Here is a 25,342-nt window from a genome sequence, read left to right as displayed (position 1 = left end):
TTGTCGATCGTTACCGAAGCGGCGTGTGGGCGAACATGCCTTCCAGTTCCTCGATCCTGTGGGTGCGGGTCTCCGCCTCTTCACCGGCGGCCTGAATGACGGTGGCAGCCAAGAATTCCAAGAGGGCCATCATCGCCGACAGATTTTCGTGACCGCTGGTGCGCAGGGGCGGCAGCGACAGTGTCATATTCGCGAATTCATGTGCCCATTCGGTGTATTGGCCGGTGATCAGCAGCACCTTATAGCCGGAGCGGCGGGCGGAACGCGCAAGCAGCCGGGAGGTCACGAAGCGGGGCGAATCGATGATCACCACCAACGCGTCGTTCGACTGATGGCCGAGCAGCTCGATATAGCTGCCGTTGGCGCCGTCGAGGAACTGCACATGGTCGCGGGCAAATGCGAGGCGGTCGCAGAGATGGCGCCCAAGGCTTGCGAGGCCAAGATGTGCTGTGACGAAAATCTCGCTGGCCGAAAGGATGGTCGCCACCGCATCCAGCCATTGCGGCTGGCTGGTGAGATTATAGATATGCTGCAGCATCTCGACTTGTTCGGCGATCTGGCCGGCGATCGGGCGTCCTTCGCTGGCGTCCTTTTGCAATTGCTCCAGAACGTTCGGCAGCTGCAGCGCCACCGGCGCCACATTTTCTCTCAGGTGCACTTTGATGCCATCCAGGCCCTGATAGCCGAGCGACCGCAGAAAGCGCCCCACGGTCATCGGGCTCAGCTCCAGCCTGTCGGCGACGGAAGAGGCGGTTTCGAAGGGCAATTCTGTCAAATGTTCAGAAAAATACTTGGCTATTCGGCGCTCGGCAGGAGTGCCTGTCTTGATATACTGTCTAAGTTTCTGCCCAAGGTCTTCCAAATGTTACGCCTCGCTAACGGTCTATCCGAAGTGCGATCGCGCCGAATGCAGAAACAATCGGAGTGCTTGCAAATTTTTGATGACCGGTGATCATGTTTAGGTTGTTGTTTTTCGTATGACACTCAACATATATTAGTGTGTACTTTATTACAACAATTCAAATGGGTGATGGTTATTACGCGCTTAACGTGAATATGTTGATATAAATGCAATCACTATTTACATATCGAGCTACGACCAAGGGGATATCTGACGAATGATCATCCATGCCGCGCGTCTTTCCATCGCCAACCTCTTTGCAGCCGAAACGCGTAAGGTTTTCTGGAAAGTCCTCGGACTGACGTTGTTGGCGCTTGTCGCTCTCTGGTTTGCGCTGCGCAGCACCTTCGTCACTTTTGTGTTGCCCTGGTTACAGAGCTTCATGCCGCCGGTACCGGATTGGACGAACTGGCTCACCTTTCTTCTGGCAGTTCTGGCGGGTCTCGGTCTGACGCTCCTATTGGCGCTGCTGATTTCGCCGATAACGGCGGTGATCGCAGGTCTCTTTCTCGATGAAGTCGCCGAGGTGGTGGAAAAACGAGATTATCCGGCCGATGCGCCGGGAAAGGCTCTGCCGTTTGCGGCGGCTATGAGGAGTTCGCTGAGATTCCTCGGCGTCGTTGTCGTCGGCAACGTCATCGCGCTGCTTCTTCTTTTCATTCCCGGCATCAATCTCATCGCCTTTTTCCTGGTGAACGGCTATCTGCTTGGCCGGGAATTCTTCGAATTCGCCGCCATGCGTTTTCGGTCACCGGACGAGGCACGGCGGTTTCGCATCAAATATGGCTTTACGGTCTTTCTTTCAGGGCTGGTGATCGCCGCCTTCCTCGCCATTCCGATCGTCAATCTTTTGACGCCGCTGTTCGCGGCTGGGATGATGGTGCACTTGCACAAGCTTCTTTCCCAAAAAGAAGCTCGCCGCATCTGAAACTTCGCGCGGCTGCGGCTCTAACCGGCTGCCTCAGCGCCGATCAGTTGCGGCGGTAGCGGCACCAATGGCGCGGGTATGTCGCAGGTCTTTTCCGGCGAGCGACAGAGGTCGGCGATGACGCAGCGTTCGCATTCGGGCTTCCGCGCCTTGCAAACATAGCGCCCGTGCAGGATCAGCCAGTGATGTGCGTGGTAGAGATATTTGTCCGGAATCACCTTCATCAGCCGTTGTTCGACCTCGTCCGGCGTCTTGCCGGGGGCGAGCAGCAGGCGATTGGCGATGCGGAAAATATGGGTGTCGACGGCCAACGTTGCTTGGCCGAAGGCCATGGAGAGCACGACATTGGCGGTCTTGCGGCCGACGCCCGGTAGCGTCATCAGCTCCTCGCGCGTCTGTGGCACTTCACCGTCGAAGTCCCGGATCAGTTTCTCCGATAGCGCCACGACGTTCTTCGCCTTGTTGCGGTAGAGGCCAATCGTCTTGATGTACTCGCGGATACGGTCTTCACCGAGATCGAGCATCTTGCGCGGCGTGTCGGCGACGGCGAAGAGGGCGCGGGTCGCCTTGTTGACGCCGGCATCGGTTGCCTGTGCCGACAGAGCTACGGCAACCACGAGGGTAAAGGGATTGATATGTTCCAACTCCCCCTTCGGCTCAGGCCGCTGGATGGAGAAGCGACGGAAGATCTCGTCCAAATCCGCTTTGGAATAGGGGCTTTTAAGAGCCGTTTTGCGGCTTGCCGTCGCATTTGACTTTTTCGCGTTTTGCGCGCTGGATTTGCTCTTGGGGTTTGCCATGAACGACCTATACTCAAGTCCTATGACTGAACGCAACGCCGATACTGACATCGATAACAACAGGCCGGTCTTCGCCGCTGAATTGTTTCCCCATCGCTCGCTGGGGCGGAGGGGGTTCAAGGTGACGTTGACGCTGACGGGGGCGTTCTGCCTGATCTATAGCATCGTATTCGTCATTCGCGGCGCATGGCCGATCGGCATCTTCTTCGGTGCGGATTTCATCCTGCTCTACGGCGCCTTCTGGCTGAACTATCGTTCGGGCAGGGTGCGGGAGGAGGTGACGGTGTCGCGCACCGACGTTTCGATCCGCAAATTCTCGCCCTCGGGCCGTATGGTCGAGCACCGCTTCAATCCATTCTGGACGCGCTTTCTCGTTCGCCGGCACAGTGAAATCGGTGTCGTGTCGATGCATGTCCGCGACCGAAGCCATGACACCGATGTCGGCTCCTTTCTCAATCCCGAGGATCGGGAGAGCTTTGCAAAGGCTTTTAAACGTGCGCTTGCGACGGTGACGCAGCGGATATAGATCGCTTGATGGGCGTGATCTTGTCCGAAAACCGCTTCACACTTTTCGGGAGCACGCCTTTACGCAAGAAACGGGTGGTTTCTTCGCCTTCTTCGTGGTGTTCTGGCCCACAAGGAGAAAGACTATGAATGCTATCGCAAAGTTGAAGACAGACATCACGCCGGACGGACCTGACTACAATACCGTCCGCCGGGTGATCGAACTCATCACAGAAGACTATCGCGACCAGCCGTCATTGGAGACGATCGCCGACCGGCTCGGACAATCGCCGACTCAGTTGCAGAAGACGTTTACACGTTGGGCCGGATTGTCGCCAAAGGCCTTCCTGCAGGCCGTGACGCTCGACCACGCCAAGCGACTATTGCGCGAGGAAGATTTGCCCTTGCTGGAAACCTCGTTCGAAGTGGGTCTCTCCGGTCCAAGCCGGCTGCATGATCTTTTCGTCACGCATGAGGCCATGTCGCCCGGCGAATGGAAGGCGAAAGGCGGCGGGCTGGTCATCCGCTACGGGTTCCACATCTCGCCTTTCGGCCTGGCGCTGATCATGGTCACCGACCGCGGCCTTGCGGGCCTTGCCTTCAGCGATTCCGGCGACGAGAAGGCCTGCCTGGAAGATATGAGCTGCCGTTGGCCGAACGCGCAATATGTCGAGGACCTGCAGGCGACTATGCCCTATGCGGCGCGGATTTTCGAGCCGTCGAAATGGTCGAGCGAACAGCCGCTGCGGGTGGTGCTGATCGGCACGGATTTCCAGGTGCGGGTCTGGGAAAGCCTGTTGAAGATCCCGATGGGCCGGGCCGTCACCTATTCCGACATCGCCAGAGATATCGGCCAGCCGACGGCGATGCGCGCGGTCGGTGCTGCAGTTGGCCGCAATCCCGTCTCCTTCGTCGTCCCCTGTCACCGCGCGCTCGGCAAGAACGGCGATCTCACCGGCTATCATTGGGGCTTGACGCGCAAGCGGGCGATGCTGGGCTGGGAAGCCGGGAGGGCGTGAATGTCCTACCTTCTCCCCGGCGGGGAGAAGGTAGGAGTCCTCAAGCTGCCTTTGCCATCGCCATCTGCAGCAGCGCTTTTGCCGCGCTTTCGTCCGTGATCAATGTGTTGCAGCCGATGCGCTTGATGGTGGCGCGGATCGCAAGGGCGCGGTGGGCGCCGCCGGAAGACAGAACAATGTGCTTGGCCTTCTTCAGCGTGTCGAGATCGACGGACATCACGCGCTTGTTAATGGGATGATCGACCGAATTTCCCTCGGCATCGAGAAAATTGAACATGGTGTCGCAGACGCAACCCGCTTCGATCAACTGATCCAGCACCTGTTTCGATATGAAGCCTTCCGACAGCGACGTTGAGCGAGGGCCGATGTCACCGCAACTGACGATGGCGAGATCGAGGCTTTCGGCGAGCCGGTAGATAGCCTCAAGACCACATTTTTCGATCAAATTTCGCTTGGTCTCGATGGAATCGACCAGGAGCGGCGCCAGGAACATGTAGCATTCCGCGCCAAGCTGGCTTGCCAGGCGCCAAGTATAATCGATCGGATTGGTCTGCTGGACGGCGACGATGCCGCCGAGCAGCGAAACCACTTTACAATTGTCGCGGCGCGGTGGGCGGAAGCTTGCAAGCGAGGCAGTCATGGTCCGGCCCCAGCCGACACCAATCGTATAGTTGTCGGGGATCGCTTCAGTGAGAAACTGACCGAGCGCCAGGCCGACACTTTTTGCCTGGGCGTCGACGTCTGCGCTTGCAGGTGAGGGAACAACGATCGCCTCGTCCAGTCCGTAGGCGCGCTCGAGCTTGATTGCCAGTTCGACGCAATCGTCGATGCCTTCATTGATCCAGATCTGCACTTCACTGCGACGCATTGCCTCGTCCAGGAGGCGGATGACGGTGGTGCGGCTGATGCCGAGCTGTTCTGCGACATCCTTCTGCGTCAGGCCCTGATTGTAGTAGAGCCAAGCCGCGCGCAGCCTCAAAGACGCCGTCTCGGAATAGGCGGTGTGTGTCCCGCGTCTAAGTTTGGCCACAGGTCCTCCGGCAAGATTTTTGCACGCCTTTTTATTTTAATGACCGCAAGCGACAAAGGTTGCGGATGACAGGGGCGGCAAGATCAGCTCTTCTTCTGCCGATATTCTATGGCCTGAAACTTATGTCAATTGAAATGCACAAATGTCCTTGACTTTTCGTCGCGAGATTGATGATAGTCGCCGTGAGGAAGTCGGTCTTTGTCCAGTCGAGGAGGACAATGTGCGAGCGCTGCGCCGTAGACATGTCTGGCCAAGCAGAGAGCCATATAGGGCGCTCGGTTTCGGCGAAAAGCCTGTCTTTGGCAATTGCTTCTTCGCGGCTTTGACCGTTCACCGGGAATGGAACTTTCGCGCTTTTTCTCCCGTTACCGAGGCATAGGAGAAGGAACGGCGCAATCCGCTTGCAGTCTTCGTGTCGTCCATCGAACCGGACGGAATTTCGCCGGTCAATATCTCTCACAGTGGGCCAATTCAACAAGGATACGTATCATGACATCCAAGCTTGACCAACTTCGCGCTATGACGACGGTCGTGGCCGATACCGGCGATATCGAGGCGGTTGCCCGCCTGAAGCCGGTCGACTGCACGACCAATCCGACCATCGTCCTCAAGGCGCTCGGCACGCCGATGTTCGCCGATGCAATCAAGGAAGCCGTTGCCTGGGGCAAGAAGCAGGGCGGCACGCCGGACGCTATCGCAGCAGCGGTTGCCGACCGTCTGGCAATCTCCGTCGGCGCCGCTCTTTCCGGCCTCGTTCCCGGCCGCGTCTCGACCGAAGTCGACGCCGATCTGTCCTTCAACACCGAAGCTTCGATTGCCAAGGCCCGCGCCATCATCGCCGCTTACAAGGAACGCGGCATTGGCCAGGATCGCATCCTGATCAAACTCGCTTCCACCTGGGAAGGCATCCGCGCTGCAGAAGTCCTGCAGAAGGAAGGTATCGACTGCAATCTGACACTGCTCTTCAGCAAGGCCCAGGCCGTTGCCTGCGCCGACGCCAAGGTTTTCCTGATCTCGCCCTTCGTCGGGCGCATCCTCGACTGGTACAAGAAGTCGACCGGCAAGGAGTTCACGCCGGAAGAAGATCCGGGCGTTCTTTCCGTCCGCGAGATCTACAACTACTACAAGGCCAACGACATCAAGACGATCGTCATGGGCGCTTCCTTCCGTAGCGCCGGCGAAATCGAAGCGCTGGCCGGCTGCGATCGCTTGACGATCAGCCCGAACTTGCTCGACGAGCTTGCCAAGGATGAAGGCAAGCTGGAACGCAAGCTTTCGCCGGAAAACAAGACCTCCGTTGCCAAGGTCGCGGTCGACGAAAAGACCTTCCGCTGGATGATGAACGAAGATGCGATGGCGACCGAAAAGCTCGCCGAAGGCATTCGCGCATTCGCCAAGGACCTGATCGCTTTGCGGACCATGGTGGGCAAGGAATTGCAGCTCGCTGCCGCCTAAGCGGTTAGTGAAAGCCTCCCTCGGTGAGATGAGGGCCGCACACATCTATATCGAGGGGCGTCACATCGTGGCGCCCCTTTTTGTTGGTGCCCATTCACGCTCTACATCCCGTTCTGTGGTCGGTTGGTTCGCGTAACAGTGGCGTAAATTTCGATCATGTTACCGTAACGTACTTACCTGCGGGTGTTTCCCTCCGCTATCTGGTTCCGGTTCGCGACAGCCGCGACGGATAGCAGTTGTTACCGAAAGCTGGAGGGGACATGAAGAACAGACTCATTTCCGTGGCCTTTGCCGCTGCCCTTGCGTCTGTCGGGGCGGTAAGCGCCGATGCGGCCGATTTGGTCATCTCGATGCCGAATTGGCCTTCAGGTCAGGCAACGGCGAATATCCTGAAGGTTGCGATTGCCAAGGAATATAAGCTCGATGCCGAGGTCCGGGAGCTCGGAACGCTCACCGCCTTCAACGGTCTCGAAAGCGGCGACGTCGACATCAATCCCGAAGTATGGCGGCCGAACCTCGACAGCCTGATCGAGAAATACGTCAACGAAAAGCACGTCGTCGAGGTGGCGGCGCGCGGCATCGATGCCTGGCAGGGCCTTTGCGCGACGCCGGATGCAGTCGCGGCCGGTATAAAGGACATCTCGGATCTGAGTGATCCCGCCAAGACTGCGGTTCTGGATACCGACGGCGACGGACGCGGAGAGCTGTGGATCGGGGCACCGACATGGTTGTCGACAGGCATCGAGAGAGTGCGCGCCAACAGCTATGGCTACGCGAAAAATCTGACCCTGATCGAAGCCGAGGAAGATGTCGGCATGGCTGCGGTCGATGCGGCAGTCGCGACGGGCCGGCCGATGGTATTTGCCTGCTACGCGCCACATCACGTCTTCGAGCTGCACAATATCGTGCGACTGACAGAGCCGCCCTATGATGCTTCCAAATGGAAGATCGCGCCAGCGAGCGATCCGACCTGGATCAGCGATTCGAGCGCACCGGTCGCCTGGCCCGCCACGAGTTTTCACATTGCCTATGCCACCGCCTTCGCAAAGAAACATGCCGACGTTGCGAGCTTTCTCGAGAAGGTCGATTTTACGCCAGAGGAAATTACGCACATGACCTACGCCCTGCAGGTGGACCGTCAGCCGCCCCTGGAATTCGCGAAGCAGTGGGTAGACAGCCATGCATCCCGCGTCGACGGATGGGCAAAGCCATGAGAACAGACCCAACAAAGAACCCCGAGACAGTGGCTCAGGTGGAGGCAAGATCGGAACGAGGCTGGAGGCGCAATACAACCGTCATGCTCATGGCGGCAGCCATCGGCCTTGGGCCTCTCGTTGCGCTCGCGGCGCAGACGCAGATATTCGATCCGCAGACCCGAACCTGGGTCGACTACGATGCGAAGAAGGCTCGCCAATATTACGCCCGCAACAAACAGGTGCCGGATGCCTTTCGCAGGCAAGTCGTTCCCTTCCGGACGGCAGAAGAGCCGGGAACGATCATCATCGACGGCAACCAGCATTTTCTCTACCTGGTCCAGCCCGGCGGCCAGGCGATCCGCTATGGCATAGGCGTTGGGCGGGAAGGCTTCGGCTGGGCCGGCATCGTGCGGGTCGGGCGCACGGCGGAATGGCCGACCTGGACACCGCCCGCCGAAATGGTCGCTCGTGATCCGAATGCGGTGAAATGGGCGAACGGCATGCCGGGCGGACCCGACAACCCACTCGGGGCGAGGGCTCTCTACCTGTATGAAGGCAACAACGACACGATTTACCGCATTCACGGCACGCCGGAATCATGGTCAATTGGACTTGATGTCTCCTCCGGATGCATACGCATGAACAACGACGATATCATCGATCTGCACTCTCGCGTGAAGATCGGGGCGAAGGTGATTGTGCTGATGCAGGGCGCGGCACTCTATAAGGGCGTATGACCGCAAAATGGGGGATGAAGAATGACGAAATCGAATGGCTGGTCCGCGGCACGATTGCTTTTCCCGCTTGTGATCCTTGCGCCAGTGACGGCATGCGTATCCTCGCCGCCGCCCGACCAGATGGCTCGAACGAAACTACAGACGGCACCCGCCGATCTGCAGCTCTTATGCGCTGACGCTGCGGCAAAATCGGCCGGCCTTACTCAGAGCAAGGTGCTTCCGACGAATTCGCAGCAATTGGATGCAAACACCTACCGCGTCGAGTTGAATGCGACCGGCCGCAGATTTAATTGCATCATCGACAACACCGGCAAGGTCGCTTCGGTGCAGCCGGTGGCGTGAGCCCAACCCGCGCCGCTAAGGCAAGAGGTGTCAGGCGAAGAATTCCGCTCTGATCTTCTCGGAATCGCTGCCGATCGTCGGGGCGGCAAGATCGTTCTTGCGCCTGACGCCATTGATACGGATCGGGCTTGCCGTCGTGCGAACGGAAGCGCCGTCGCCACGGGTTACCGTCTGCAACATGTCGAGCTGCCGGAACGCGGCGGTTTCCAGCAGTTTCGGCCAGTCCAGCACCTCCGCCGCCCAGATGTCGGCGGGCTCCAAGATGGCGAGCCATTCCTTCACCGTCTTCTCATGCAGGCGGCTGGCGATCAGGCTCTTGATCTCGTCGCGGCGGGAAAAGGCCTCGTCCGGCGTGTAGTCGGCAAGCGCTGGAAGCTCGAAGAGAGGCGCCAGTTTCGGCAGCGGCGTCATGGCCAGCGCCAGCCAACCATCGGCGCAATGATAGACGCCATAGGGGGCTGAGAGATAGGCGTGGGCATTGCGCACGGAGGATTTCTTCGGCGGGCGACCGCCATCGTTCAGATGGGTGGTCAGGACCTCGAACTGGAAATCGATCATGGCCTCCAGCAGGCTGGTTTCGACGTGGACGCCCTGGCCGGTGACGCCGCGCCGCACGAGGCCGGCGAGAATGCCCTGGACGATGAGATTGCCGGCCAGCATGTCGGCGACCGCTAGGCCGAAGGGCACCGGGCCATCATCGGCCTCGCCGTTCAGCCACATGGCGCCGGAGCGGGCCTGGGCGAGCAGGTCCTGGCCGGGAAACTGTCGCCACTCGTTGTCCGGGCCATAGCCGGTGATGCTGCCGTAGACGATGCGTGGATTGATTTTGGCGACCGAGGCGTAGTCGAGACCCAGGCGATCGATGACCCCAGGGCGGAAATTCTGGATGATGACATCGGCCTTTTCGATCAGCGTCCTAAGGTCTTGCAGGTCACCTTCGTCCTTCATGTTGACGGCAAAGCTCTCCTTGCCGCGATTGATTGCGTGGAACAGCGTCGAGTCGCCACCGATCTCGGTGTCGCTGAGATAAAGCCTGCGGCAGAGATCGCCGCCGTCGGGACGCTCGACCTTGATCACCCGGGCACCGAGGTCGCCGAGCCGAAGAGCGGCCATCGGCCCGGCCAGGAACTGGCTCATATCCAGCACCGTAATGCCGGCGAGCAGGCTGTCCTTGTTTCCTGTGGTCATCTCAGCCCTTCAATTCCGGAGCATCGGCGGGCCGGCCGTTCTTGTAGCGTACCGTCTGGATATGCTCGCAATAAAGCACCAGCTCGCCTTCGCCCTTGAAGACTTCGTACGAAGAGCGGATCAAACCGAGATCCTTGTATTTCGGCTGTTTGTCGAGATTGGTGCGGATGGTGTAGATCGTGTCGCCGATGAAGGTGGGCTTGATGAAGCGCAGCTTGTCGTAGCCGTAGGAGAAGGCGTTGATGCAGTTGGTAGCGACGAGACCGAGGCCGGCGGAAAAGACGAAAGCACCGGCGACGAGGCGTTTGCCGAACAGGCCCTCCGTCTCCGCAAAGATCTGGTCGCTGACATAGGGATGCATATCGAGCACGAGGGCGTTGAACTGCTGGGATTCGCCTTCGGAGATCGTCCGCCGCAGCGACCGGATCTTGTGACCGATCTCGAAGTCTTCATAGAACCAGTTTTCCGAGTTCCAGACGGGAATGTCGGCATGATCCGCCGGCATGGTCTTCGGATGGGTGCTGGAAATGCCGACGGTGGCAGTCATGGCATGGGCTTTCGATGGACTTCTATGGCGCGCTCAGAGAGACCAGAGTCGCTTGGCGTTGAGCTGATAGAGGTGGGCGCGCTCGTCGGCGCTCGCCCCCTGCGTCAGCGCATGGGTAGCGGCGACCCAGGTGGAGAGACCGCCGCCCAGCGTGCAGACGGGCCAGTCGCTGCCCCAGATGACGCGATCCCAACCGAAGCTTGTTATCGAATGCTCGACGAAGGGGCGCAGCGTGTCGACGGTCCAGCTGTCGGGATCGGCATAGGCGACGATGCCGGAAATCTTGACGACAACGTTCGGCCGCTTGGCGATTTCAGTGATCCCCGAGGTCCAGACCTCGCTGAGGCCGTCCTTGACGGCTGGCACGCCGCAATGGTCGAGAATGAACTGAACATTGGGATTGAGATCGGCCAGCGCGATCGCCTTGGCGATCTGATGCGGCAGCACGCAGAAATCGAAGGTGAGGCGAGTGCCGGCAAGCCGCTTCAAGTTTTCCCTGAAGAGCGAGCCTTCGGAGAGGTCGTCCGGCACCACATGCAACACGCGGCGAAAGCCCTTGACGAAGTGATCGGCAAGCACGCGCTCGAGATAGGTTGGAAAGCCGGCATCTTCCGGACGGCAGGCGGCGATGGCCCCGCGGATCAGGCTGCCGGGCTGTCGGCTCAAGCCTTTGACGTAGTCCGTTTCCCGCTCAATATCGCCTTCAGCGACATCCACTTCCATGTGGAGCGTGTCGGTTATCCCCAGGCGCTGGGCTTCGCGGGCATAGTCTTCATAAAGGCTGTCGCGGTTCAGCGCGCCGGCCCCTTCCAGCCAGGGGTATCCAAGTTTCTCGCGATCGACGATGTGCAGGTGGCTATCGAAAAGCATGGCGATCCTCCCATCATGCTGATCAATATATACTCACAGAAGAATAGTTTATTCAAATAGAAATTATATTTCGGCGTTGTCCAATGTGCCGGCGACGGTTTCGGACACGTCCTTGGCGGCTTCGCACACATATTGAATCACCTGCTCATAGCTCGGCGCATTCGGATTGACCGGCTGGATATAAGGGCAGGTGAGCGCGGCCAAAGCGTAGCCATCCAACGCCAGAACGGGTGCCGAAATGTTGCGCACTCCATTGGTCTGCAGGCTGTCCATCGTCTCGAAGCCCTTCTCCTTGATCAATTGAAGGCGTTCTTCGAGATCGGCGGGCATCGGCCCGTCGTCGTCCTGTTGGCGCTGCTGCTCGTTGATCATCATCTTTCGATGTTTTTCGTCGCGGAAGGCGAGCAGGACGTGGCCGGAGCCGGTGTTGAACAGGTTGATCTGGGCGCCGACGCGGATCGAAATGCCCCAATAGGTCGGTGAATCCTGCTGGGCGATGACAATGACCGAGCCGCGGTCGAAAATCGCCAGGTGGCAGGCCTGCTCGGCGCGGTTGGAGAATTCGCGCATCAGCGGCGTGGCAAAGGAAACGAGCCGGCGCACCGGCGCATGATAATGTGCCAGGCCGAAGAGTTTGAGGGTCAGATAGAAGCGGTCGCCATCCTGCCGCTGCACATAGCCACGCCGGACCAGGCGATCGAGCATGCGGTAGAACTCGTTCGGGCTTTTACCGAGCGCCTTGGCGATTTCCGCCTGCGTCAGGCCGCCGTCGATCCGCGCCAGCAGTTCCAGAATGTCAAGGCCTTTGTCCAGCGCCGGTGCGCGGTATCGGTCGCTATCATCTTCTACGCTCATGAAGGGCCTCATGTATCAGTGAAATATGATTCATTCATATATGAATGAAAGCGATTTGCAAGCGCTGGCAATCCCGGCTTGACGGTCGATGAATAAGATGTTTACATATAAATCATTGATCCATATTTGGGTCGTGAGGGCGATCGGGCGGGGTGTCCGGTCCTTTAGGGAGGAAATTCAATGAGGAATTTGAAGACCGGCCTCGCAGCCGGCATACTGGCATTGTTTGCGAGCTCCGCGATCTCTGCCGCCGACCTGCCCGGCAAGTTCCCGGGTGTGACGATCGACGCCAAACTGATCGGTGGCCAGCAATATGAGCCGCTTTATGCGCGCATTTCCGAGTGGGAGAAGGAGACCGGCGCTAAGGTCAACATCCTCTCCAAGAAGAACCACTTCGAGCTCGACAAGGAAATCAAGTCGGACATGGCATCGGGTGATATTTCCTGGTGCGTTGGTTCGAACCACTCATCCTTCGCGCCCCAATATCCCGACCTCTATACCGATCTCAGCAAGCTGCTGCCGAAGGAAGAGATCGCCAAGTTCGTCGATTCGACCATCGAGGCATCCACCATCGACGGCCGGCTGATCATGCTGCCGCGCGCCCAGTTCGACGTGTCGGCTCTCTACTATCAGAAGAGCCTCTACAACGACGAGACCAAGAAGACAGCATTCAAGGCCAAGTATGGCTACGATCTGGCTCCGCCGAAGACCTGGAAGGAGGTCTCCGATCAGGCGACATTCTTCGCCAATCCGCCGAACTTCTTCGGCACGCAGTTCCCCGGCAAGGAAGAGGCGATCAACGGCCGCTTCTATGAAATGCTGATCGCCGAGGGCGGCGAATATCTCGACAAGGGCGGCAAGCCGGCCTTCAATTCCGAAGCTGGCGTGCGTGCGCTCGACTGGTTCGTAAACATGTACAAGGCCAAGGCCGTTCCTGCCGGCACGACGAACTATCTCTGGGATGATCTCGGCGCCGGTTTTGCGTCGGGCACTGTCGCTCTCGATCTGGATTGGCCGGGCTGGGCAACCTATTTCAACGATCCGAAGTCCTCGAAGATCGCCGGCAATGTCGGTGTCGTCGTGCAGCCCGTCGGCTCCGCCGGCAAGCACACCGGCTGGTCCGGCCATCACGGCTTCTCGGTGACCGAGGCCTGCAAGAACAAGGATGCCGCCGCCTCGCTCGTCTGGTTCCTGACCAATGACGACTCGCAGAAGCTCGAAGCCGCCAACGGCACGCTGCCGACCCGCAAGGCGGTCTGGGATTGGGACATCCAGCAGGCTGCTGCCGATCCCTACAAGAAAGAAGTGCTGAGCACCTTCCAGGAATCGATGAAGTATGCTTTCCCGTTCCGCGCACGCCGCAATGGATCGAAATTTCCAACGTCGTCTATCCTGAGCTTCAGGCCGCCATCCTTGGCGACAAGACCTCGAAGCAAGCGCTCGACACGGCCGCACAGAAGGCAACCGACGTTCTGAAGGACGCCGGCGCGCTCTGATCGCCGCAATCAAAGTCCCGCATCCGGTTGAGGGTGCGGGACTTCTCTAAAAATTGCTTATGACCAGTGCCTTTAGGGGCCGGTCTGTCCGGCTGGATATGTTCCGGCCTCTCGGCCCCATGCAATCGCATTCCACGCAGTTCGGGCCACGCTGCTGAGGAATGCCGACAGGTGCAAACCATGTTCAAGAAAATATCTCCACCGGTCCTGCTGCTTCTTCCGGCGATTATCGTGCTCGTGGCGGTGGTACTGTTTCCGTTGCTTCTGTCCTTCTATTCCAGCTTCACGCCGTTCCGCCTGACACGGCCTGCGACGCTCTTCACTTTCATCGGCTTGCGCAATTATACCCGCATTCTCACCGATCCGGTCTTCCTGGCAGCTTTCGTGCGCACCGTCGTGCTGCTGACCATCGCGCTCAATCTGGAAATGCTGCTCGGTCTCTGCCTGGCGCTGCTGATCAACAAGGCGACCCACGGCAAGCGCATCCTGCGCACGCTGATGATGTTTCCGATGATGTTTTCGCCCGTGCTCGTCGGTTTCCAGTTCAAATTCATGTTCAACGACAATGTCGGCATCATCAACAATGCCCTGCAGTCGCTCGGCATAACCAATAGTGCCATTCCATGGCTGATCGACGGCAATCTGGCGCTGCTGTCCATCGTCATCGCCGAAGTCTGGTCGTCGACGTCGGTCTTCGCCATCCTCATCCTGGCCGGCCTGCTCGCCATGCCGCAGGAGCCGGTGGAGGCCGCCAAGGTCGACGGCTGCACGAGCTGGCAGACTTTCCGTTACGTCACCTGGCCATTCCTGATGCCGTTCGCTTTCATTGCCATGACCATCCGTTCGCTCGACGTCGCCCGCGCCTACGACATCGTCAAGATCATGACCGATGGCGGCCCGGCGCGGCGCACGGAGCTGATCTGGACGCTGGTCGGACGCACGGCCTATGCCGATGCGCAAATGGGGCTCGCCAACGCCATGGCCTATGTCTCGATCATTCTGTCGATCGCCTTCACAGTCTATTTCTTCCGTAAGCTGGCGCTTGCCCGCACCCAGATCGGAGCGGAGTGGTAATCATGGATCGCAATGCCGAACAACGCATGCGCCGCCGCATCGGAAAAGTCGCCTATCTCATCGGCCTTTTCATCGCGATGCTCATCATCTGCCTGCCGGGCTTCTGGATCATTCTCAGCTCGCTGCGGCCCACGGTCGAGATCATGGCGAAGCCGCCGGTCTGGATACCGCAGGAGCTGTCGCTCGACGCCTATCGCGCCATGTTCGGCGGGGCAGGGCAGGGCGGCATCCCCGTCTGGGATTATTTCCGCAATTCGCTGATCATCTCCGTGACTTCCACGATTATTGCGCTGATCATCGGCATGTCCGGCGGCTATGCTTTCGCCCGCTACCGCTTCGCCGGCAAGTCGGCGGTTTTCCTCGGCCTGATGCTGACGCGATCCGTGCCGGGTGTGGCGCTTTCGCTGCCGCTCTTCATGGTCTATGCGCGCCTCGGTATCATCGACACGCATTTTGGCCTGATCATCACCTATGTGGCGCTCAACGTACCCTTCACGATCTGGTTGATCGACGGTTTCTTCCGTCAGGTGCCGAAGGATCTCGCCGAAGCGGCGCAGATCGACGGCTGTACGCGCTGGCAGGCCTTCTGGCAGGTGGAGTTTCCGCTCGCCGGTCCGGGCATCGCGTCTGCCGGCATCTTCGCCTTCCTCACCTGCTGGAACGAATATGCGCTGGCATCCCAGCTCACCCGCTCGGTCGATTCCAAGACGTTGCCGGTCGGCCTGCTCGACTATACGGCCGAGTTCACCATCGATTGGCGTGGCATGTGTGCGCTGGCGGTCGTGATGATCCTTCCGGCGCTCGCTCTCACCTTCATTATTCAGAAGCATCTGGTGTCGGGTCTGACATTCGGTGCGGTCAAAGGCTGAAAACCCCATGGCTCAGGTTTCGCTCATAAAACTCGTCAAGCGCTACGGCGCCCTGGAAATCGTCCACGGGATCAATCTCGATATCAAGGACAAGGAATTCATCGCGCTCGTCGGGCCTTCCGGCTGCGGCAAATCGACGACGCTGCGCATGATCGCCGGCCTCGAAGAAATCTCCGGCGGTTCCATTGCAATCGGCGACACCATCGTCAACGACCTGCCGCCGCGCGATCGCAACATATCCATGGTGTTCCAGTCCTATGCGCTCTATCCGCACATGACCGTGCGCGAGAACATGGGTTTCTCGCTGAAGATCGCCAAGCAACCGCAGGCGGAAATCGACCAGCGCGTCAATGAAGCTGCCGCCATCCTCAGCCTGGAAGCGCTGATGGATCGCCGGCCGGCGCAGCTTTCCGGCGGCCAGCGCCAGCGCGTCGCCATGGGCCGTGCCATCGTTCGCCAGCCGGAAGTCTTCCTCTTCGACGAGCCGCTGTCGAACCTCGACGCCAAGCTGCGCACGCAGATGCGCACCGAGATCAAAAAGCTGCATGCCAAAGTGCAGTCGACGGTGATCTACGTCACCCACGATCAGGTGGAAGCGATGACGCTTGCCGACCGCATCGTCATCATGCGCGACGGCTATATCGAGCAGGTCGGCACGCCGGATGAGGTGTTCAAGCGGCCAGCAACCCGTTTCGTCGCCGGCTTCATCGGCTCGCCGCCGATGAATATCGAGGAGGCTACGGTTTCGGCCGGCGCACTGCTGTTCAAGAACGGCGACAAGTTGCCGCTGCCAGGGCAGTTCGTAGGCCAGGTCAAGGATGGCGAAAAGGTTGCCTTCGGCCTGCGTCCGGACGATATTTTCCCAAGCGGCCATGGCCTGCATTCTGGCACTGAGTCAGCGGTGCACGAGGTAACGTTGCCCGTCGCCATTACCGAGCCTCTCGGCAATGAAACCCTGGTCTTCGTCGAATTCGCCGGCCGCGAGTGGGTGTCGCGCATGCTCAATCCGCGCGGTTTAAAAAGCGGCGAGCAACTGAAAATGAGCTTCGACCTCAGCCAGGCGCATCTCTTTTCCGCCGAGACCGGCAAGAGCCTGGCAATCTGAGCGAGGGAGGCAAGAACATGGCCCGCATCGAGAAAATTGAACTGCGCATGGTCGATCTGCCGCCGAAGGTGAAGCGGACGGATGCGATCCAGAGCTTCGTCAGCCAAGAGACGCCGATCGTCACCATTACTGATTCCGACGGCGCTGTCGGCACCGGCTACAGCTATACGATCGGCACGGGCGGTTCGTCTGTCATGCGGCTGCTGTCCGATCATCTCGTGCCGCTGCTGATCGGCGAGGATGCCGATTGCATCGAAGCGATCTGGCACAAGATGGAGTTTGCCACGCACGCGACGACGATCGGCGCGATCACAGCCCTCGCGCTCGCTGCCGTCGATACGGCGCTCTGGGACCTGCGTGCCAGGAAGCAGAAACTGCCGCTCTGGAAACTTGCCGGTGGCGCCAAGGATCGTTGTCCGCTTTACACAACAGAAGGCGGCTGGCTGCATATCGAGAAGGAAGCACTGGTCGAGGATGCCCTGCAAGCGAAGGCCAAGGGCTTCTCCGGCTCGAAGGTGAAGATCGGCAAGCCGCACGGATCCGAGGACTACGATCGGCTCTCGGCTTTGCGCCTGGCGCTCGGAGCCGGCTTCGAGATCATGACCGACTGCAACCAGGGCTTTACGGTCGACGAGGTCATCCGCCGTGCTGCGCGGCTGAGAGAGCTGGATCTCGCCTGGATCGAGGAGCCGCTGCCGGCCGACGATCTCGACGGCCATATCCGCCTGACGCGCTCAACGCCGACACCGATCGCGGTCGGCGAATCCATCTACTCGATCCGGCATTTCCGCGAATATATGCAGAAAGGCGCCTGCTCGATCGTTCAGGTGGACGTTGCCCGCATCGGCGGCATCACGCCCTGGCTGAAGGTGGCGCATGCGGCCGAGGCCTTCGATATTCCGGTCTGCCCGCACTTCCTGATGGAACTGCATGTCAGCCTCGTCTGTGCCGTGCCGAACGGCAGATATGTCGAATATATCCCGCAGCTCGACGACCTCACCACCAAGGGCATGGAGATTGTTGACGGCAAGGCCATCGCGCCCGCTGAACCCGGCATCGGCATCGCCTGGGACTGGGAAGCGGTGAAGGCGCGCTCGATCGGTGAATTCACGCGCGAAATTCACGGCTAAGAGAGGAAGAGGCCATGCAGCGAATGGGGATGGTGATCGGCCTGGAGCCGGCAAAAGTCGAGGAATACAAGCGCCTGCATGCGGCCGTCTGGCCAGAGATTCTGGCGCTGATCTCCGAGTGCAACATCACCAACTATTCCATCTTCCTGAAAGAGCCGGAAAACCTGCTCTTCGGCTATTGGGAATATGTCGGCACGGATTTCGCCGCGGATATGGCCAAGATGGCTGCGAGCCCGAAAAACCAGGAATGGTGGTCCGTCTGCATGCCCTGCCAGAAGCCGCTCGATACCCGCAAGGAAGGCGAGTGGTGGGCGATGATGGAAGAGGTGTTTCATCTTGACTGATTTGCAAGGAGTGCCCCTCACCCTAGCCCTCTCCCCGCAGGCGGGGAGAGGGGACGACCTCTTTTGTTACGGCCTTCCGATTTCTGTGAGCTTGAGGGATGACGGAGGGTGCGCCCATTCCCTTCTCCCCGTCAAAACGGGGAGAAGGTGGCCGACAGGCCGGATGAGGGGCTTCTCACGACCGGAGCTGAACTCATGACCTTCGATCCCAAATCCCTGCGCCAATGGTGGCCGAAACCCCCCATGCCGCGCCCGATCGTCATCCTCGGCGCCGGCAGCATCGTCGACGATGCACATCTGCCGGCCTACAACAAGGCAGGTTTCCCGGTCGCTGGCCTCTATGATCCGAACGGTGAAAAGGCAAAGACCCTGGCGGATCAATGGGGCATCCGCGCCTTCGCGTCCGAGGCCGAGGCGCTTGCTGTTGAAGATGCGATTTTCGATCTGGCGACCCCGCCGGCGGCTCATGCCGGTATCCTTGCCAAGCTGCCGCGCGGCTCTTTCGCGCTGATCCAGAAGCCGATGGGCAGCGATCTGGCCGCGGCGACGGAAATTCTGCGGGTGTGCCGCGAACGCGACATCAAGGCGGCCGTCAATTTTCAGCTTCGGTTCGCGCCGATGATGCTGGCGCTCTATGATGCCGTGGAGAAAGGTTACCTCGGCGAGGTCGTCGATTTCGACGCCTGGCTGGCGCTCGCGACGCCCTGGGGGCTCTGGCCATTCCTGAAGGGCCTGCCTCGCATCGAAATTGCCATGCACTCGATCCACTATCTCGACTTCATCCGCGGCCTGCTCGGCAATCCCAAGGGCGTACATGCCAAGACCATCGGCCATCCGAACCACGAGGTGGCACAGACGCGCACCGCCGCCATCCTGGACTATGGCGACAAGGTGCGCTGTGTGCTCTCGGTCAATCACGACCATGATTTCGGCCGCAAGTTCCAGGCTTGCGAATTCCGTATCTCCGGCACTAAGGGCGCGGCCTATATCAAGCTCGGCGTCAATCTCGACTATCCGCGTGGCGAGCCGGACGAACTCTGGATTCGGCCGGCCGACGGCAGCGATTGGGTCGAAGTGAAGCTAGAAGGTGCCTGGTTCCCGGATGCCTTCGTCAACCGCATGGCCAATCTGCAGCGCTTCGCTTCTGGCGAGGACAAGACATTGGTCGGCTCCGTCGAAGATGCCTGGCAGACCATGGCGCTGGTCGAGGCCGCCTATCAGTCGAGCGCTGCTCCCGCGACGCCGATTGCAAAACTTCCAAAGGCTTGAGGAATGGCAGAACAGACGATCTACTTCGAAGACTACGAACTCGGGCATGTCCGTATGACGACCGGACGGACGATCACCGAGACCGATTTCGTCGTCCATGCCGGTCACACCGGCGATTTCTTTCCGCATCACATGGATGCGGAATTCGCCAAGACCTTGCCCGGCGGTCAGCGCATTGCCCATGGCACGATGATCTTTTCGATCGGCGTCGGGCTGACGGCGTCACTCATCAATCCCGTCGCCTTTTCCTATGGCTACGACCGGTTGCGGTTCATCCGCCCCGTGCATATCGGCGACACGATCCGCACGCGGGTGACGATATCGGCAAAAGAAGACGATCCGAAGCGCCCGGCATCCGGCCGCGTTGTCGAACGTTGCGAGGTGCTGAACCAGCGTGACGAAGTCGTCCTCGCTGCCGACCATGTCCTGATCGTCGAACGCAAAGCGGCAAGCTGAGAGAGAATGATGGTGAAACTCAAGGGAATGACCTGGTCGCATCCGCGAGGCTACGATCCGATGGTGGCATGTTCGAAACTCTGGTTGGAAAAGACCGGTGTCGAGATCGCCTGGGAGAAGCGGTCGCTGCAGGATTTCGAAACCTTTCCGGTCGATGAGCTTGCCGCGGCCTACGACCTCATCGTCATCGATCATCCGCATGTCGGCCAGATCACGCGAGAGAATTGTCTGCTGCCGCTCGACGATGCCGGACATGCGGATGAACTGGCTGCGATCGCCGCCGGCACGGTCGGACGATCTTATCCGAGCTACAACTGGCAAGGTCGGCAATGGGCCTTTCCGATCGATGCGGCGACGCAGGTTCAGGCCCACCGACCGGACCGGTTGAGCGGGCCGATCGCCGATCTCGCCGAGATCGTATCGCTGGCAGCCAAAGGCAGGGCGATCCTGCCGATGCGGCCGCCGCATTCGCTGATGACCTTCTTCACGCTTGCGGCGCATCTCGGCACACCCTGCAGCATCGAGGGACCGGAGTGCATCGCCAGGGCTGATGGAGAAGTCGTGCTCGACTGGATGGCACGGCTCGTCGCAGGCATGGATGCGAGATGCTACGAGATGGACCCGATCGCCGTCTTCGATCTGATGAGCGAGCCGGATTGCCCCTATGACGTCGTTCCCTTTGCCTATGGCTATGTCAGCTATTCCTTTGCCGGATTCCGACCGGCGCGCTTAGCTTTTGCCGACATGCCCGTGATCGACGGGCGTGTACCGAACGGCTCGGCCCTCGGCGGCACGGGTATTGCCGTTTCGGCCAGGACGCAGGCGCCGGAGGCGGCCAAAGCCTTTGCGCGTTGGATTGCCAGTGGGCCGGTGCAGGCCGGCGCCTATGCCAGCGGCAACGGTCAACCCGGCCACTCCGATGCGTGGGTCAGCGATGCCGTCAACGCGCCTGCACTTGATTTCTACCGCAATACGCGCGCCACGCTTGAGGGGGCATACGTTCGGCCGCGTCATGACGGCTACATGGCGTTCCAAAGCGAGGCTTCAGACATCATTACCAATGGACTGCGCGCCGCCGAGCGGCATACAGTCCTCATCGACAAGCTTAACCGGCTCTTCGCGCAATCGTTCGAAGGCTAGAGCGGGACGGCTCTAGCTGTTTGTTTTCGCATGGTCTTATCCGCAGGCAATCAAGCGTTTTCGCTGGGTTGCCTTCGGTCTCGAGATCATGCCCTGGAGGAAAGGATCAGGATTATGGGTCACGGATTGGAAGGCAAGAAGGTCGTCATCACGGCGGCGGGGCAGGGTATCGGACGGGCGACGGCCGAGCGCTTCATTTCGCTCGGTGCGCATGTCTACGCCACCGACATCAACGAGCAGACGCTTTCGACGCTGGAAGGCGCCAGCAAGCATGTGCTGAACGTGCTCGACAGCGCCGCGGTGAAGGCTTACGCCGACGAACTCGGTCCGATCGACGTGCTCTTCAATTGCGCCGGCTTCGTGCATGCCGGCACCATCCTCGACTGCGAAGAGAAGGATTGGGATTTCTCCTTCAATCTCAATGCCAAGGCGATGTACACGACCTGCCGCACCTTCCTGCCGGGCATGCTTAAAAAGGGCAAAGGCTCGATCGTCAACATGTCCTCGGTCGCCTCAAGCGTGAAGGGCGTGCCGAACCGCTTCGCCTATTGCGCCTCCAAGGCGGCCGTGATCGGCCTTACCAAATCGATCGCCGCCGATTTCGTCTCCAAGGGCATCCGCGTCAATGCCATTTGCCCGGGCACCGTCGACAGCCCGTCGTTGCACGAGCGCCTGCGCGCTACCGGCGATTACGAGAAGGCCATGACCGATTTCATCGCCCGTCAGCCGATGGGGCGCATCGCCGATGCCAAGGAGATCGCGGCGCTGGTGACCTATCTCGCCGGCGACGAGGCGGGCTTCACCACCGGTCAGATCCATGTCATCGACGGTGGCTGGACGGCTTGAATTAACACCTTATCCAAGATCGGAGGTCTCGCATCGCGAGGCCTCTTTTTGTTTGCCACGTCCGTCAGAGAATCTATATCTGAGAGAGAGTTAGTGATTGGGAGAGTGGCATGCCGACGGACGGACAGCAGCATCGTTCCAGGGCCGCCATGCTGCTACGCAGACATCAGGTGATTCTTGTCAGCGTCGCGGTCGGTGTCGCCGTCTTCCTGCTCCTGACTTCGCGCGCGTTCAATGCGACCAATGGGCTCTTCGCGTGGAACGCCACCGCCATCGTCTATGTCGTCTTCAGCCTATACCGGATGCTGACGTCCGATGTGCATCGCATCCGCAAGCGCTCGGCCGATCTCGATTTTTCGGATGCATTTCTGCTGTTCCTGTCGATTGCGGCCGCAGTTGCCAGCGTTGGCGGAATTGCTCTGGAACTGCTTGGCGTCAAGGACGCGCCGCCGGAGGTGGCGCTTTTCCACGCATTGATGGCGATCGTCACGATCCTGATTTCCTGGGCGTTCCTGCATATACTTTTCACAACGCATTATGCGCATCGCTTCTATGGTGATTTGCATAAGGGACCGGGACTGAAATTCGCCGAACCGGTGGTGGAGCCGATCTATTGGGATTTCCTCTATTTCTCCTTCACCATCGGCGTCGCCTCCCAGACCGCGGATATCGGCGTCTCTTCCGTTAATATGCGCAAGCTGGTGCTGTTGCATTCGATCCTGTCGTTTCTGTTCAATACGACGATCCTGGCGCTTGCGATCAACGTCGGGGCGAGCTTGCTGTAGCTCGCGCCCTCACGCGCCTCCATAGTGTCGGCGTCCGCCGTTCATCCTACAACCGCATTGCCGGCCAGGACCGCCAGGATCAGGAACACTAGGAAGACGATCACGAAGATGGTGAAAAGCACGCGGGCGATCGTCGCCGTTGCGGCCGAGACGCCGGAAAAGCCGAAATACCCGGCGATCAGTGAAATTATGAAGAATATCAGAGCCCACTTCAGCATCAGAAAAACTCCTCTGCGTTGCGTCGAATAATGACGCATGAAACGGGAAAGTGTTCCGCAATCCATAGGTTCCGGGCCGCTTGGCCCAAGCTCTCAGATTTATGGGCTCAGCATGACCCGATATCACGCGTCTCGGAACTCGGGCCTACCGCCGCAATTTACGATCGGCCCGAGCTGTCACAAATGCGGGGGACTAACGATCGAGCGCAAATACGACCTCATAGAGCCCGGGACTGGCCGCTCCGAGCAATTTGTTGCGTTCGAGAAAGCCCTCTTGCCGAAGCCGTTCGATGACGAACTGTGACGCCTGCAGATTTTCGCACTGGGCGTAGTTGACGACACGTGTACCATCGAGACTGCGATGGAGGCTGGCCGATATCCAGCCTGGAGTGGAGCGAGCAAACTCAGCGGCTTCGGCCAGAAGCTCGATCAACGGCTCCTGCTTGTCCTCCGGAACCGTAAAAATATTGATTTGCGTGACAACACCGCTATTGGCGCGAATGATAGGCATGATGATCTCCTCAACGGTTGGAGGCGACATCATCGGGGGGCGATTGGCAACAGCCTATTGCCACTACAAACCCCGACGTAGACGCCGGTTGTTTGTCGTGGGTTCGCTTGCCAAAGCGACACGGAGCTTCCAATTCTGGAAGAGGTCGGGGTTACCAATTCCGACCAACGTCCTTCTCGACCAAACAAAAATGCCAATTTTCTTGATCGCGGTCAACGCGTCTTTCGTCGCTGTGATCGACCCGCTGCGGTCGATTACAGCGGCAATTCCGACCGTTCCTTACGTCTCACCCATGGTTGATCATCACATGCCGGACGGCGGTGTAGTCCTCCAGCGCATAGACCGACATGTCCTTGCCATAGCCGGATTGCTTCAGGCCGCCATGCGGCATTTCATTGACCAGCATGAAGTGGGTGTTGATCCAGGTGCAGCCATATTGCAGGCGGGCGGCGGTTTGCATGCCGCGGCTGATGTCTTTGGTCCAGACGGAGGAGGCGAGGCCATAGTCGCTGTCATTGGCCCAGGTCACGGCATCGTCGGCGTTGGTGAAGCGCGTCACCGAGACGACCGGGCCGAACACTTCGCGGCGGACGATCTCGTCATCCTGTGTGGCGCCGGCAACCACGGTCGGGGCATAAAAGAAGCCTCGATCGCCTGAAGTCTTGCCGCCGGTGGTGATCTCCATATGTTTGTGTTCGGCGGCCCGGGTGACGAAGCTTTCGACGCGGTCGCGCTGGCGCTTGGAAATCAGCGGGCCGATCTCGTTCTCCGTGTCGTTGGCCAGGTTGAATTTGATGCTGGAGACGGCGGAGGTGAGGTCGGCGACGAAATTGTCGTAGACCTTGGCATCGGCATAAATGCGGCAGGCGGCGGTGCAGTCCTGGCCGGCATTGTAATAGCCGAAGGTCCGGATGCCTGCGACCACGGCATCGATGTCGGCATCGTCGAAGACGATGACAGGGGCCTTACCGCCGAGTTCGAGATGCGTGCGCTTCACCGTCTTGGCGGCGGCCTGCAGCACTTTTTTGCCGGTGGCGACGTCGCCAGTGATCGACACCATGTTGATTTTCGGATGGTTGATCAGCGCGTTGCCGACGCTCTCGCCGCGGCCGAGGATGACGTTGACGACGCCTTCCGGCAGGATGTCCGCCAGCAGCTTCGCCATCTTCAGCGCCGTCAGCGGCGTCTGTTCCGAGGGCTTGAAGACGACGGCGTTGCCGCCGGCAATGGCCGGTGCCAGCTTCCAGGCCATCATCATCAGCGGGTAGTTCCAAGGCGCGATCGAGCCGACGATGCCGATCGGATCGCGGCGGATCATCGAGGTGTGGCCGGGCAGATACTCGCCGGCGACCGGGCCATGCAGGTTGCGCACCGCGCCGGCGAAGAAGCGGTAGCAATCGACAATGGCGGGGATTTCGTCATTGAGAACGGCATTGATCGGCTTGCCGCAGTTCAGCGCTTCGAGCGCTGCGAAACCCTTGGCGTCCTTCTCGATAGCATCTGCGATCTTCAGGAGATAGGTGGAGCGTTGGCCGGGCGTCGTCTGCGACCAACTCGCGAAGGCTTTTTCGGCGGCGTCGACGGCGGCATCGATCTGGCCGAGCGAGGCTTCCGGCAGGTTGAGCACCGTCTCCCCGGTCTTCGGATTGAGGATATGCTCTTCCGTCTCCGTACCGGCTTCAAAGCGGGAGCCGATCAGCATCTGTGTATCCATAATTATCTCCCTT

General features: G+C 59.6%; 27 protein-coding genes and 1 pseudogene. 18 read left to right on the top strand and 10 right to left on the bottom strand.

Annotated features, from left to right (window positions below):
• Nucleotides 1–10 precede the first annotated feature (10 nt).
• Entirely contained in the window at nt 11–862 is an 852-nt protein-coding gene (locus CCGE525_RS18305) for a MurR/RpiR family transcriptional regulator (protein ID WP_120705523.1), read from the bottom strand.
• Between the two features lie 256 nt (nt 863–1,118).
• Here CCGE525_RS18305 and CCGE525_RS18300 point away from each other — a divergent pair, with 256 nt between their 5' ends.
• On the top strand, nt 1,119–1,829 hold the full coding sequence (locus CCGE525_RS18300) for a sulfate transporter family protein (RefSeq protein WP_120705522.1): 711 nt from the start codon (nt 1,119–1,121) through the stop codon (nt 1,827–1,829).
• A gap of 20 nt (nt 1,830–1,849) precedes the next feature.
• Here CCGE525_RS18300 and nth read toward each other — a convergent pair whose 3' ends face one another.
• Entirely contained in the window at nt 1,850–2,629 is a 780-nt protein-coding gene (nth, locus tag CCGE525_RS18295) for an endonuclease III (RefSeq protein WP_162950215.1), read from the bottom strand.
• Nucleotides 2,630–2,651: 22 nt separating this feature from the next.
• Between nth and CCGE525_RS18290 the strand changes: the two genes are divergently transcribed.
• Both CCGE525_RS18290 and CCGE525_RS18285 read left to right on the top strand, forming a co-directional pair.
• Nucleotides 2,652–3,155: a DUF2244 domain-containing protein gene (locus tag CCGE525_RS18290; RefSeq protein ID WP_120705521.1), complete on the top strand. Its 504-nt coding sequence runs from the start codon at nt 2,652–2,654 to the stop codon at nt 3,153–3,155.
• Nucleotides 3,156–3,279: 124 nt separating this feature from the next.
• A complete protein-coding gene (locus CCGE525_RS18285; RefSeq protein WP_120705520.1) occupies nt 3,280–4,152 on the top strand; it encodes a methylated-DNA--[protein]-cysteine S-methyltransferase in 873 nt (290 codons plus the stop codon).
• A 40-nt stretch (nt 4,153–4,192) separates the two neighbouring features.
• Here the strand turns inward: CCGE525_RS18285 and CCGE525_RS18280 are convergent, their stop codons facing one another.
• Nucleotides 4,193–5,182: a sugar-binding transcriptional regulator gene (locus CCGE525_RS18280; RefSeq protein ID WP_120705519.1), complete on the bottom strand. Its 990-nt coding sequence runs from the start codon at nt 5,180–5,182 to the stop codon at nt 4,193–4,195.
• A gap of 489 nt (nt 5,183–5,671) precedes the next feature.
• On the opposite strand from CCGE525_RS18280, the gene tal reads away from it, so the two are divergent.
• From tal to CCGE525_RS18255, 4 genes are all read left to right on the top strand, one after another.
• Nucleotides 5,672–6,637 (top strand): transaldolase, encoded by a 966-nt coding sequence (gene tal, locus CCGE525_RS18270; RefSeq protein WP_120705517.1) that lies wholly within the window; start codon nt 5,672–5,674, stop codon nt 6,635–6,637.
• 260 nt (nt 6,638–6,897) lie between these two features.
• Entirely contained in the window at nt 6,898–7,851 is a 954-nt protein-coding gene (locus CCGE525_RS18265) for an ABC transporter substrate-binding protein (protein ID WP_120705516.1), read from the top strand.
• A gap of 83 nt (nt 7,852–7,934) precedes the next feature.
• On the top strand, nt 7,935–8,570 hold the full coding sequence (locus tag CCGE525_RS18260) for a L,D-transpeptidase (protein ID WP_162950253.1): 636 nt from the start codon (nt 7,935–7,937) through the stop codon (nt 8,568–8,570).
• A gap of 21 nt (nt 8,571–8,591) precedes the next feature.
• Entirely contained in the window at nt 8,592–8,912 is a 321-nt protein-coding gene (locus CCGE525_RS18255; protein ID WP_120705514.1) for a hypothetical protein, read from the top strand.
• 30 nt (nt 8,913–8,942) lie between these two features.
• On the opposite strand, the gene CCGE525_RS18250 is transcribed toward CCGE525_RS18255, so the two are convergent.
• From CCGE525_RS18250 to CCGE525_RS18235, 4 genes are all read right to left on the bottom strand, one after another.
• A complete protein-coding gene (locus CCGE525_RS18250) occupies nt 8,943–10,100 on the bottom strand; it encodes a CaiB/BaiF CoA transferase family protein (RefSeq protein WP_120705513.1) in 1,158 nt (385 codons plus the stop codon).
• 1 nt (nt 10,101) lies between these two features.
• Entirely contained in the window at nt 10,102–10,647 is a 546-nt protein-coding gene (locus CCGE525_RS18245; RefSeq protein ID WP_120705512.1) for a MaoC family dehydratase, read from the bottom strand.
• A gap of 33 nt (nt 10,648–10,680) precedes the next feature.
• A complete protein-coding gene (locus tag CCGE525_RS18240; protein ID WP_120705511.1) occupies nt 10,681–11,517 on the bottom strand; it encodes an amidohydrolase family protein in 837 nt (278 codons plus the stop codon).
• 63 nt (nt 11,518–11,580) lie between these two features.
• On the bottom strand, nt 11,581–12,372 hold the full coding sequence (locus tag CCGE525_RS18235; protein ID WP_120705510.1) for an IclR family transcriptional regulator: 792 nt from the start codon (nt 12,370–12,372) through the stop codon (nt 11,581–11,583).
• Nucleotides 12,373–12,552: 180 nt separating this feature from the next.
• On the opposite strand from CCGE525_RS18235, the pseudogene CCGE525_RS18230 reads away from it, so the two are divergent.
• From CCGE525_RS18230 to CCGE525_RS18180, 11 genes and pseudogenes are all read left to right on the top strand, one after another.
• A pseudogene (locus CCGE525_RS18230) lies at nt 12,553–13,868 on the top strand (ABC transporter substrate-binding protein).
• Nucleotides 13,869–14,048: 180 nt separating this feature from the next.
• Entirely contained in the window at nt 14,049–14,942 is an 894-nt protein-coding gene (locus tag CCGE525_RS18225; protein WP_120705509.1) for a carbohydrate ABC transporter permease, read from the top strand.
• A 2-nt stretch (nt 14,943–14,944) separates the two neighbouring features.
• Nucleotides 14,945–15,811, top strand: coding sequence for a carbohydrate ABC transporter permease (locus CCGE525_RS18220; RefSeq protein WP_120705508.1), 867 nt, complete (start codon nt 14,945–14,947; stop codon nt 15,809–15,811).
• 7 nt (nt 15,812–15,818) lie between these two features.
• Nucleotides 15,819–16,916, top strand: a complete 1,098-nt coding sequence (locus CCGE525_RS18215; RefSeq protein ID WP_120705507.1) for an ABC transporter ATP-binding protein — start codon at nt 15,819–15,821, stop codon at nt 16,914–16,916.
• Between the two features lie 17 nt (nt 16,917–16,933).
• On the top strand, nt 16,934–18,046 hold the full coding sequence (locus CCGE525_RS18210) for a mandelate racemase/muconate lactonizing enzyme family protein (RefSeq protein WP_120705506.1): 1,113 nt from the start codon (nt 16,934–16,936) through the stop codon (nt 18,044–18,046).
• Nucleotides 18,047–18,060: 14 nt separating this feature from the next.
• Entirely contained in the window at nt 18,061–18,390 is a 330-nt protein-coding gene (locus CCGE525_RS18205) for an L-rhamnose mutarotase (RefSeq protein ID WP_120705505.1), read from the top strand.
• 195 nt (nt 18,391–18,585) lie between these two features.
• The gene (locus CCGE525_RS18200; RefSeq protein ID WP_120706484.1) at nt 18,586–19,659 is read left to right on the top strand and encodes a Gfo/Idh/MocA family protein; all 1,074 of its coding nucleotides are present in this window, start codon (nt 18,586–18,588) and stop codon (nt 19,657–19,659) included.
• 3 nt (nt 19,660–19,662) lie between these two features.
• Entirely contained in the window at nt 19,663–20,115 is a 453-nt protein-coding gene (locus CCGE525_RS18195) for a MaoC/PaaZ C-terminal domain-containing protein (protein WP_120705504.1), read from the top strand.
• Nucleotides 20,116–20,121: 6 nt separating this feature from the next.
• Complete coding sequence (locus CCGE525_RS18190) at nt 20,122–21,255, top strand: extracellular solute-binding protein (protein WP_120705503.1); 1,134 nt, start codon at nt 20,122–20,124, stop codon at nt 21,253–21,255.
• Between the two features lie 114 nt (nt 21,256–21,369).
• Entirely contained in the window at nt 21,370–22,101 is a 732-nt protein-coding gene (locus tag CCGE525_RS18185) for an SDR family oxidoreductase (protein WP_120705502.1), read from the top strand.
• Between the two features lie 110 nt (nt 22,102–22,211).
• Nucleotides 22,212–22,886, top strand: coding sequence for a DUF1345 domain-containing protein (locus CCGE525_RS18180; protein WP_120705501.1), 675 nt, complete (start codon nt 22,212–22,214; stop codon nt 22,884–22,886).
• A 41-nt stretch (nt 22,887–22,927) separates the two neighbouring features.
• On the opposite strand, the gene CCGE525_RS18175 is transcribed toward CCGE525_RS18180, so the two are convergent.
• The 3 genes from CCGE525_RS18175 to CCGE525_RS18165 all read right to left on the bottom strand — a co-directional run bounded on the left by CCGE525_RS18175 (nt 22,928) and on the right by CCGE525_RS18165 (nt 25,329).
• On the bottom strand, nt 22,928–23,104 hold the full coding sequence (locus CCGE525_RS18175) for a DUF1328 domain-containing protein (protein WP_120705500.1): 177 nt from the start codon (nt 23,102–23,104) through the stop codon (nt 22,928–22,930).
• A gap of 193 nt (nt 23,105–23,297) precedes the next feature.
• Nucleotides 23,298–23,615 (bottom strand): antibiotic biosynthesis monooxygenase family protein, encoded by a 318-nt coding sequence (locus tag CCGE525_RS18170; protein ID WP_120706483.1) that lies wholly within the window; start codon nt 23,613–23,615, stop codon nt 23,298–23,300.
• A gap of 286 nt (nt 23,616–23,901) precedes the next feature.
• Nucleotides 23,902–25,329, bottom strand: a complete 1,428-nt coding sequence (locus CCGE525_RS18165) for a gamma-aminobutyraldehyde dehydrogenase (RefSeq protein ID WP_120705499.1) — start codon at nt 25,327–25,329, stop codon at nt 23,902–23,904.
• Nucleotides 25,330–25,342 lie beyond the last annotated feature (13 nt).

Source organism: Rhizobium jaguaris (assembly GCF_003627755.1).
GTDB classification, from domain to species: domain Bacteria; phylum Pseudomonadota; class Alphaproteobacteria; order Rhizobiales; family Rhizobiaceae; genus Rhizobium; species Rhizobium jaguaris.
Note: the sequence above shows the minus strand (reverse complement) of the source record. Positions and strands in the feature narration are given on the sequence as shown.

Bases quoted from the DNA above. Each gene is read 5' to 3' on its own strand.
- CCGE525_RS18300 (WP_120705522.1), top strand. From the start codon at position 1,119: ATGATCATCCATGCCGCGCGTCTTTCCATCGCCAACCTCTTTGCAGCC.
- nth (WP_162950215.1), bottom strand. From the start codon at position 2,629: ATGGCAAACCCCAAGAGCAAATCCAGCGCGCAAAACGCGAAAAAGTCA.
- CCGE525_RS18290 (WP_120705521.1), top strand. From the start codon at position 2,652: ATGACTGAACGCAACGCCGATACTGACATCGATAACAACAGGCCGGTC.
- CCGE525_RS18285 (WP_120705520.1), top strand. From the start codon at position 3,280: ATGAATGCTATCGCAAAGTTGAAGACAGACATCACGCCGGACGGACCT.
- tal (WP_120705517.1), top strand. From the start codon at position 5,672: ATGACATCCAAGCTTGACCAACTTCGCGCTATGACGACGGTCGTGGCC.
- CCGE525_RS18265 (WP_120705516.1), top strand. From the start codon at position 6,898: ATGAAGAACAGACTCATTTCCGTGGCCTTTGCCGCTGCCCTTGCGTCT.
- CCGE525_RS18260 (WP_162950253.1), top strand. From the start codon at position 7,935: ATGCTCATGGCGGCAGCCATCGGCCTTGGGCCTCTCGTTGCGCTCGCG.
- CCGE525_RS18255 (WP_120705514.1), top strand. From the start codon at position 8,592: ATGACGAAATCGAATGGCTGGTCCGCGGCACGATTGCTTTTCCCGCTT.
- CCGE525_RS18250 (WP_120705513.1), bottom strand. From the start codon at position 10,100: ATGACCACAGGAAACAAGGACAGCCTGCTCGCCGGCATTACGGTGCTG.
- CCGE525_RS18245 (WP_120705512.1), bottom strand. From the start codon at position 10,647: ATGACTGCCACCGTCGGCATTTCCAGCACCCATCCGAAGACCATGCCG.
- CCGE525_RS18240 (WP_120705511.1), bottom strand. From the start codon at position 11,517: ATGCTTTTCGATAGCCACCTGCACATCGTCGATCGCGAGAAACTTGGA.
- CCGE525_RS18235 (WP_120705510.1), bottom strand. From the start codon at position 12,372: ATGAGCGTAGAAGATGATAGCGACCGATACCGCGCACCGGCGCTGGAC.
- CCGE525_RS18225 (WP_120705509.1), top strand. From the start codon at position 14,049: ATGTTCAAGAAAATATCTCCACCGGTCCTGCTGCTTCTTCCGGCGATT.
- CCGE525_RS18220 (WP_120705508.1), top strand. From the start codon at position 14,945: ATGGATCGCAATGCCGAACAACGCATGCGCCGCCGCATCGGAAAAGTC.
- CCGE525_RS18215 (WP_120705507.1), top strand. From the start codon at position 15,819: ATGGCTCAGGTTTCGCTCATAAAACTCGTCAAGCGCTACGGCGCCCTG.
- CCGE525_RS18210 (WP_120705506.1), top strand. From the start codon at position 16,934: ATGGCCCGCATCGAGAAAATTGAACTGCGCATGGTCGATCTGCCGCCG.
- CCGE525_RS18205 (WP_120705505.1), top strand. From the start codon at position 18,061: ATGCAGCGAATGGGGATGGTGATCGGCCTGGAGCCGGCAAAAGTCGAG.
- CCGE525_RS18200 (WP_120706484.1), top strand. From the start codon at position 18,586: ATGACCTTCGATCCCAAATCCCTGCGCCAATGGTGGCCGAAACCCCCC.
- CCGE525_RS18195 (WP_120705504.1), top strand. From the start codon at position 19,663: ATGGCAGAACAGACGATCTACTTCGAAGACTACGAACTCGGGCATGTC.
- CCGE525_RS18190 (WP_120705503.1), top strand. From the start codon at position 20,122: ATGATGGTGAAACTCAAGGGAATGACCTGGTCGCATCCGCGAGGCTAC.
- CCGE525_RS18185 (WP_120705502.1), top strand. From the start codon at position 21,370: ATGGGTCACGGATTGGAAGGCAAGAAGGTCGTCATCACGGCGGCGGGG.
- CCGE525_RS18180 (WP_120705501.1), top strand. From the start codon at position 22,212: ATGCCGACGGACGGACAGCAGCATCGTTCCAGGGCCGCCATGCTGCTA.
- CCGE525_RS18175 (WP_120705500.1), bottom strand. From the start codon at position 23,104: ATGCTGAAGTGGGCTCTGATATTCTTCATAATTTCACTGATCGCCGGG.
- CCGE525_RS18170 (WP_120706483.1), bottom strand. From the start codon at position 23,615: ATGCCTATCATTCGCGCCAATAGCGGTGTTGTCACGCAAATCAATATT.
- CCGE525_RS18165 (WP_120705499.1), bottom strand. From the start codon at position 25,329: ATGGATACACAGATGCTGATCGGCTCCCGCTTTGAAGCCGGTACGGAG.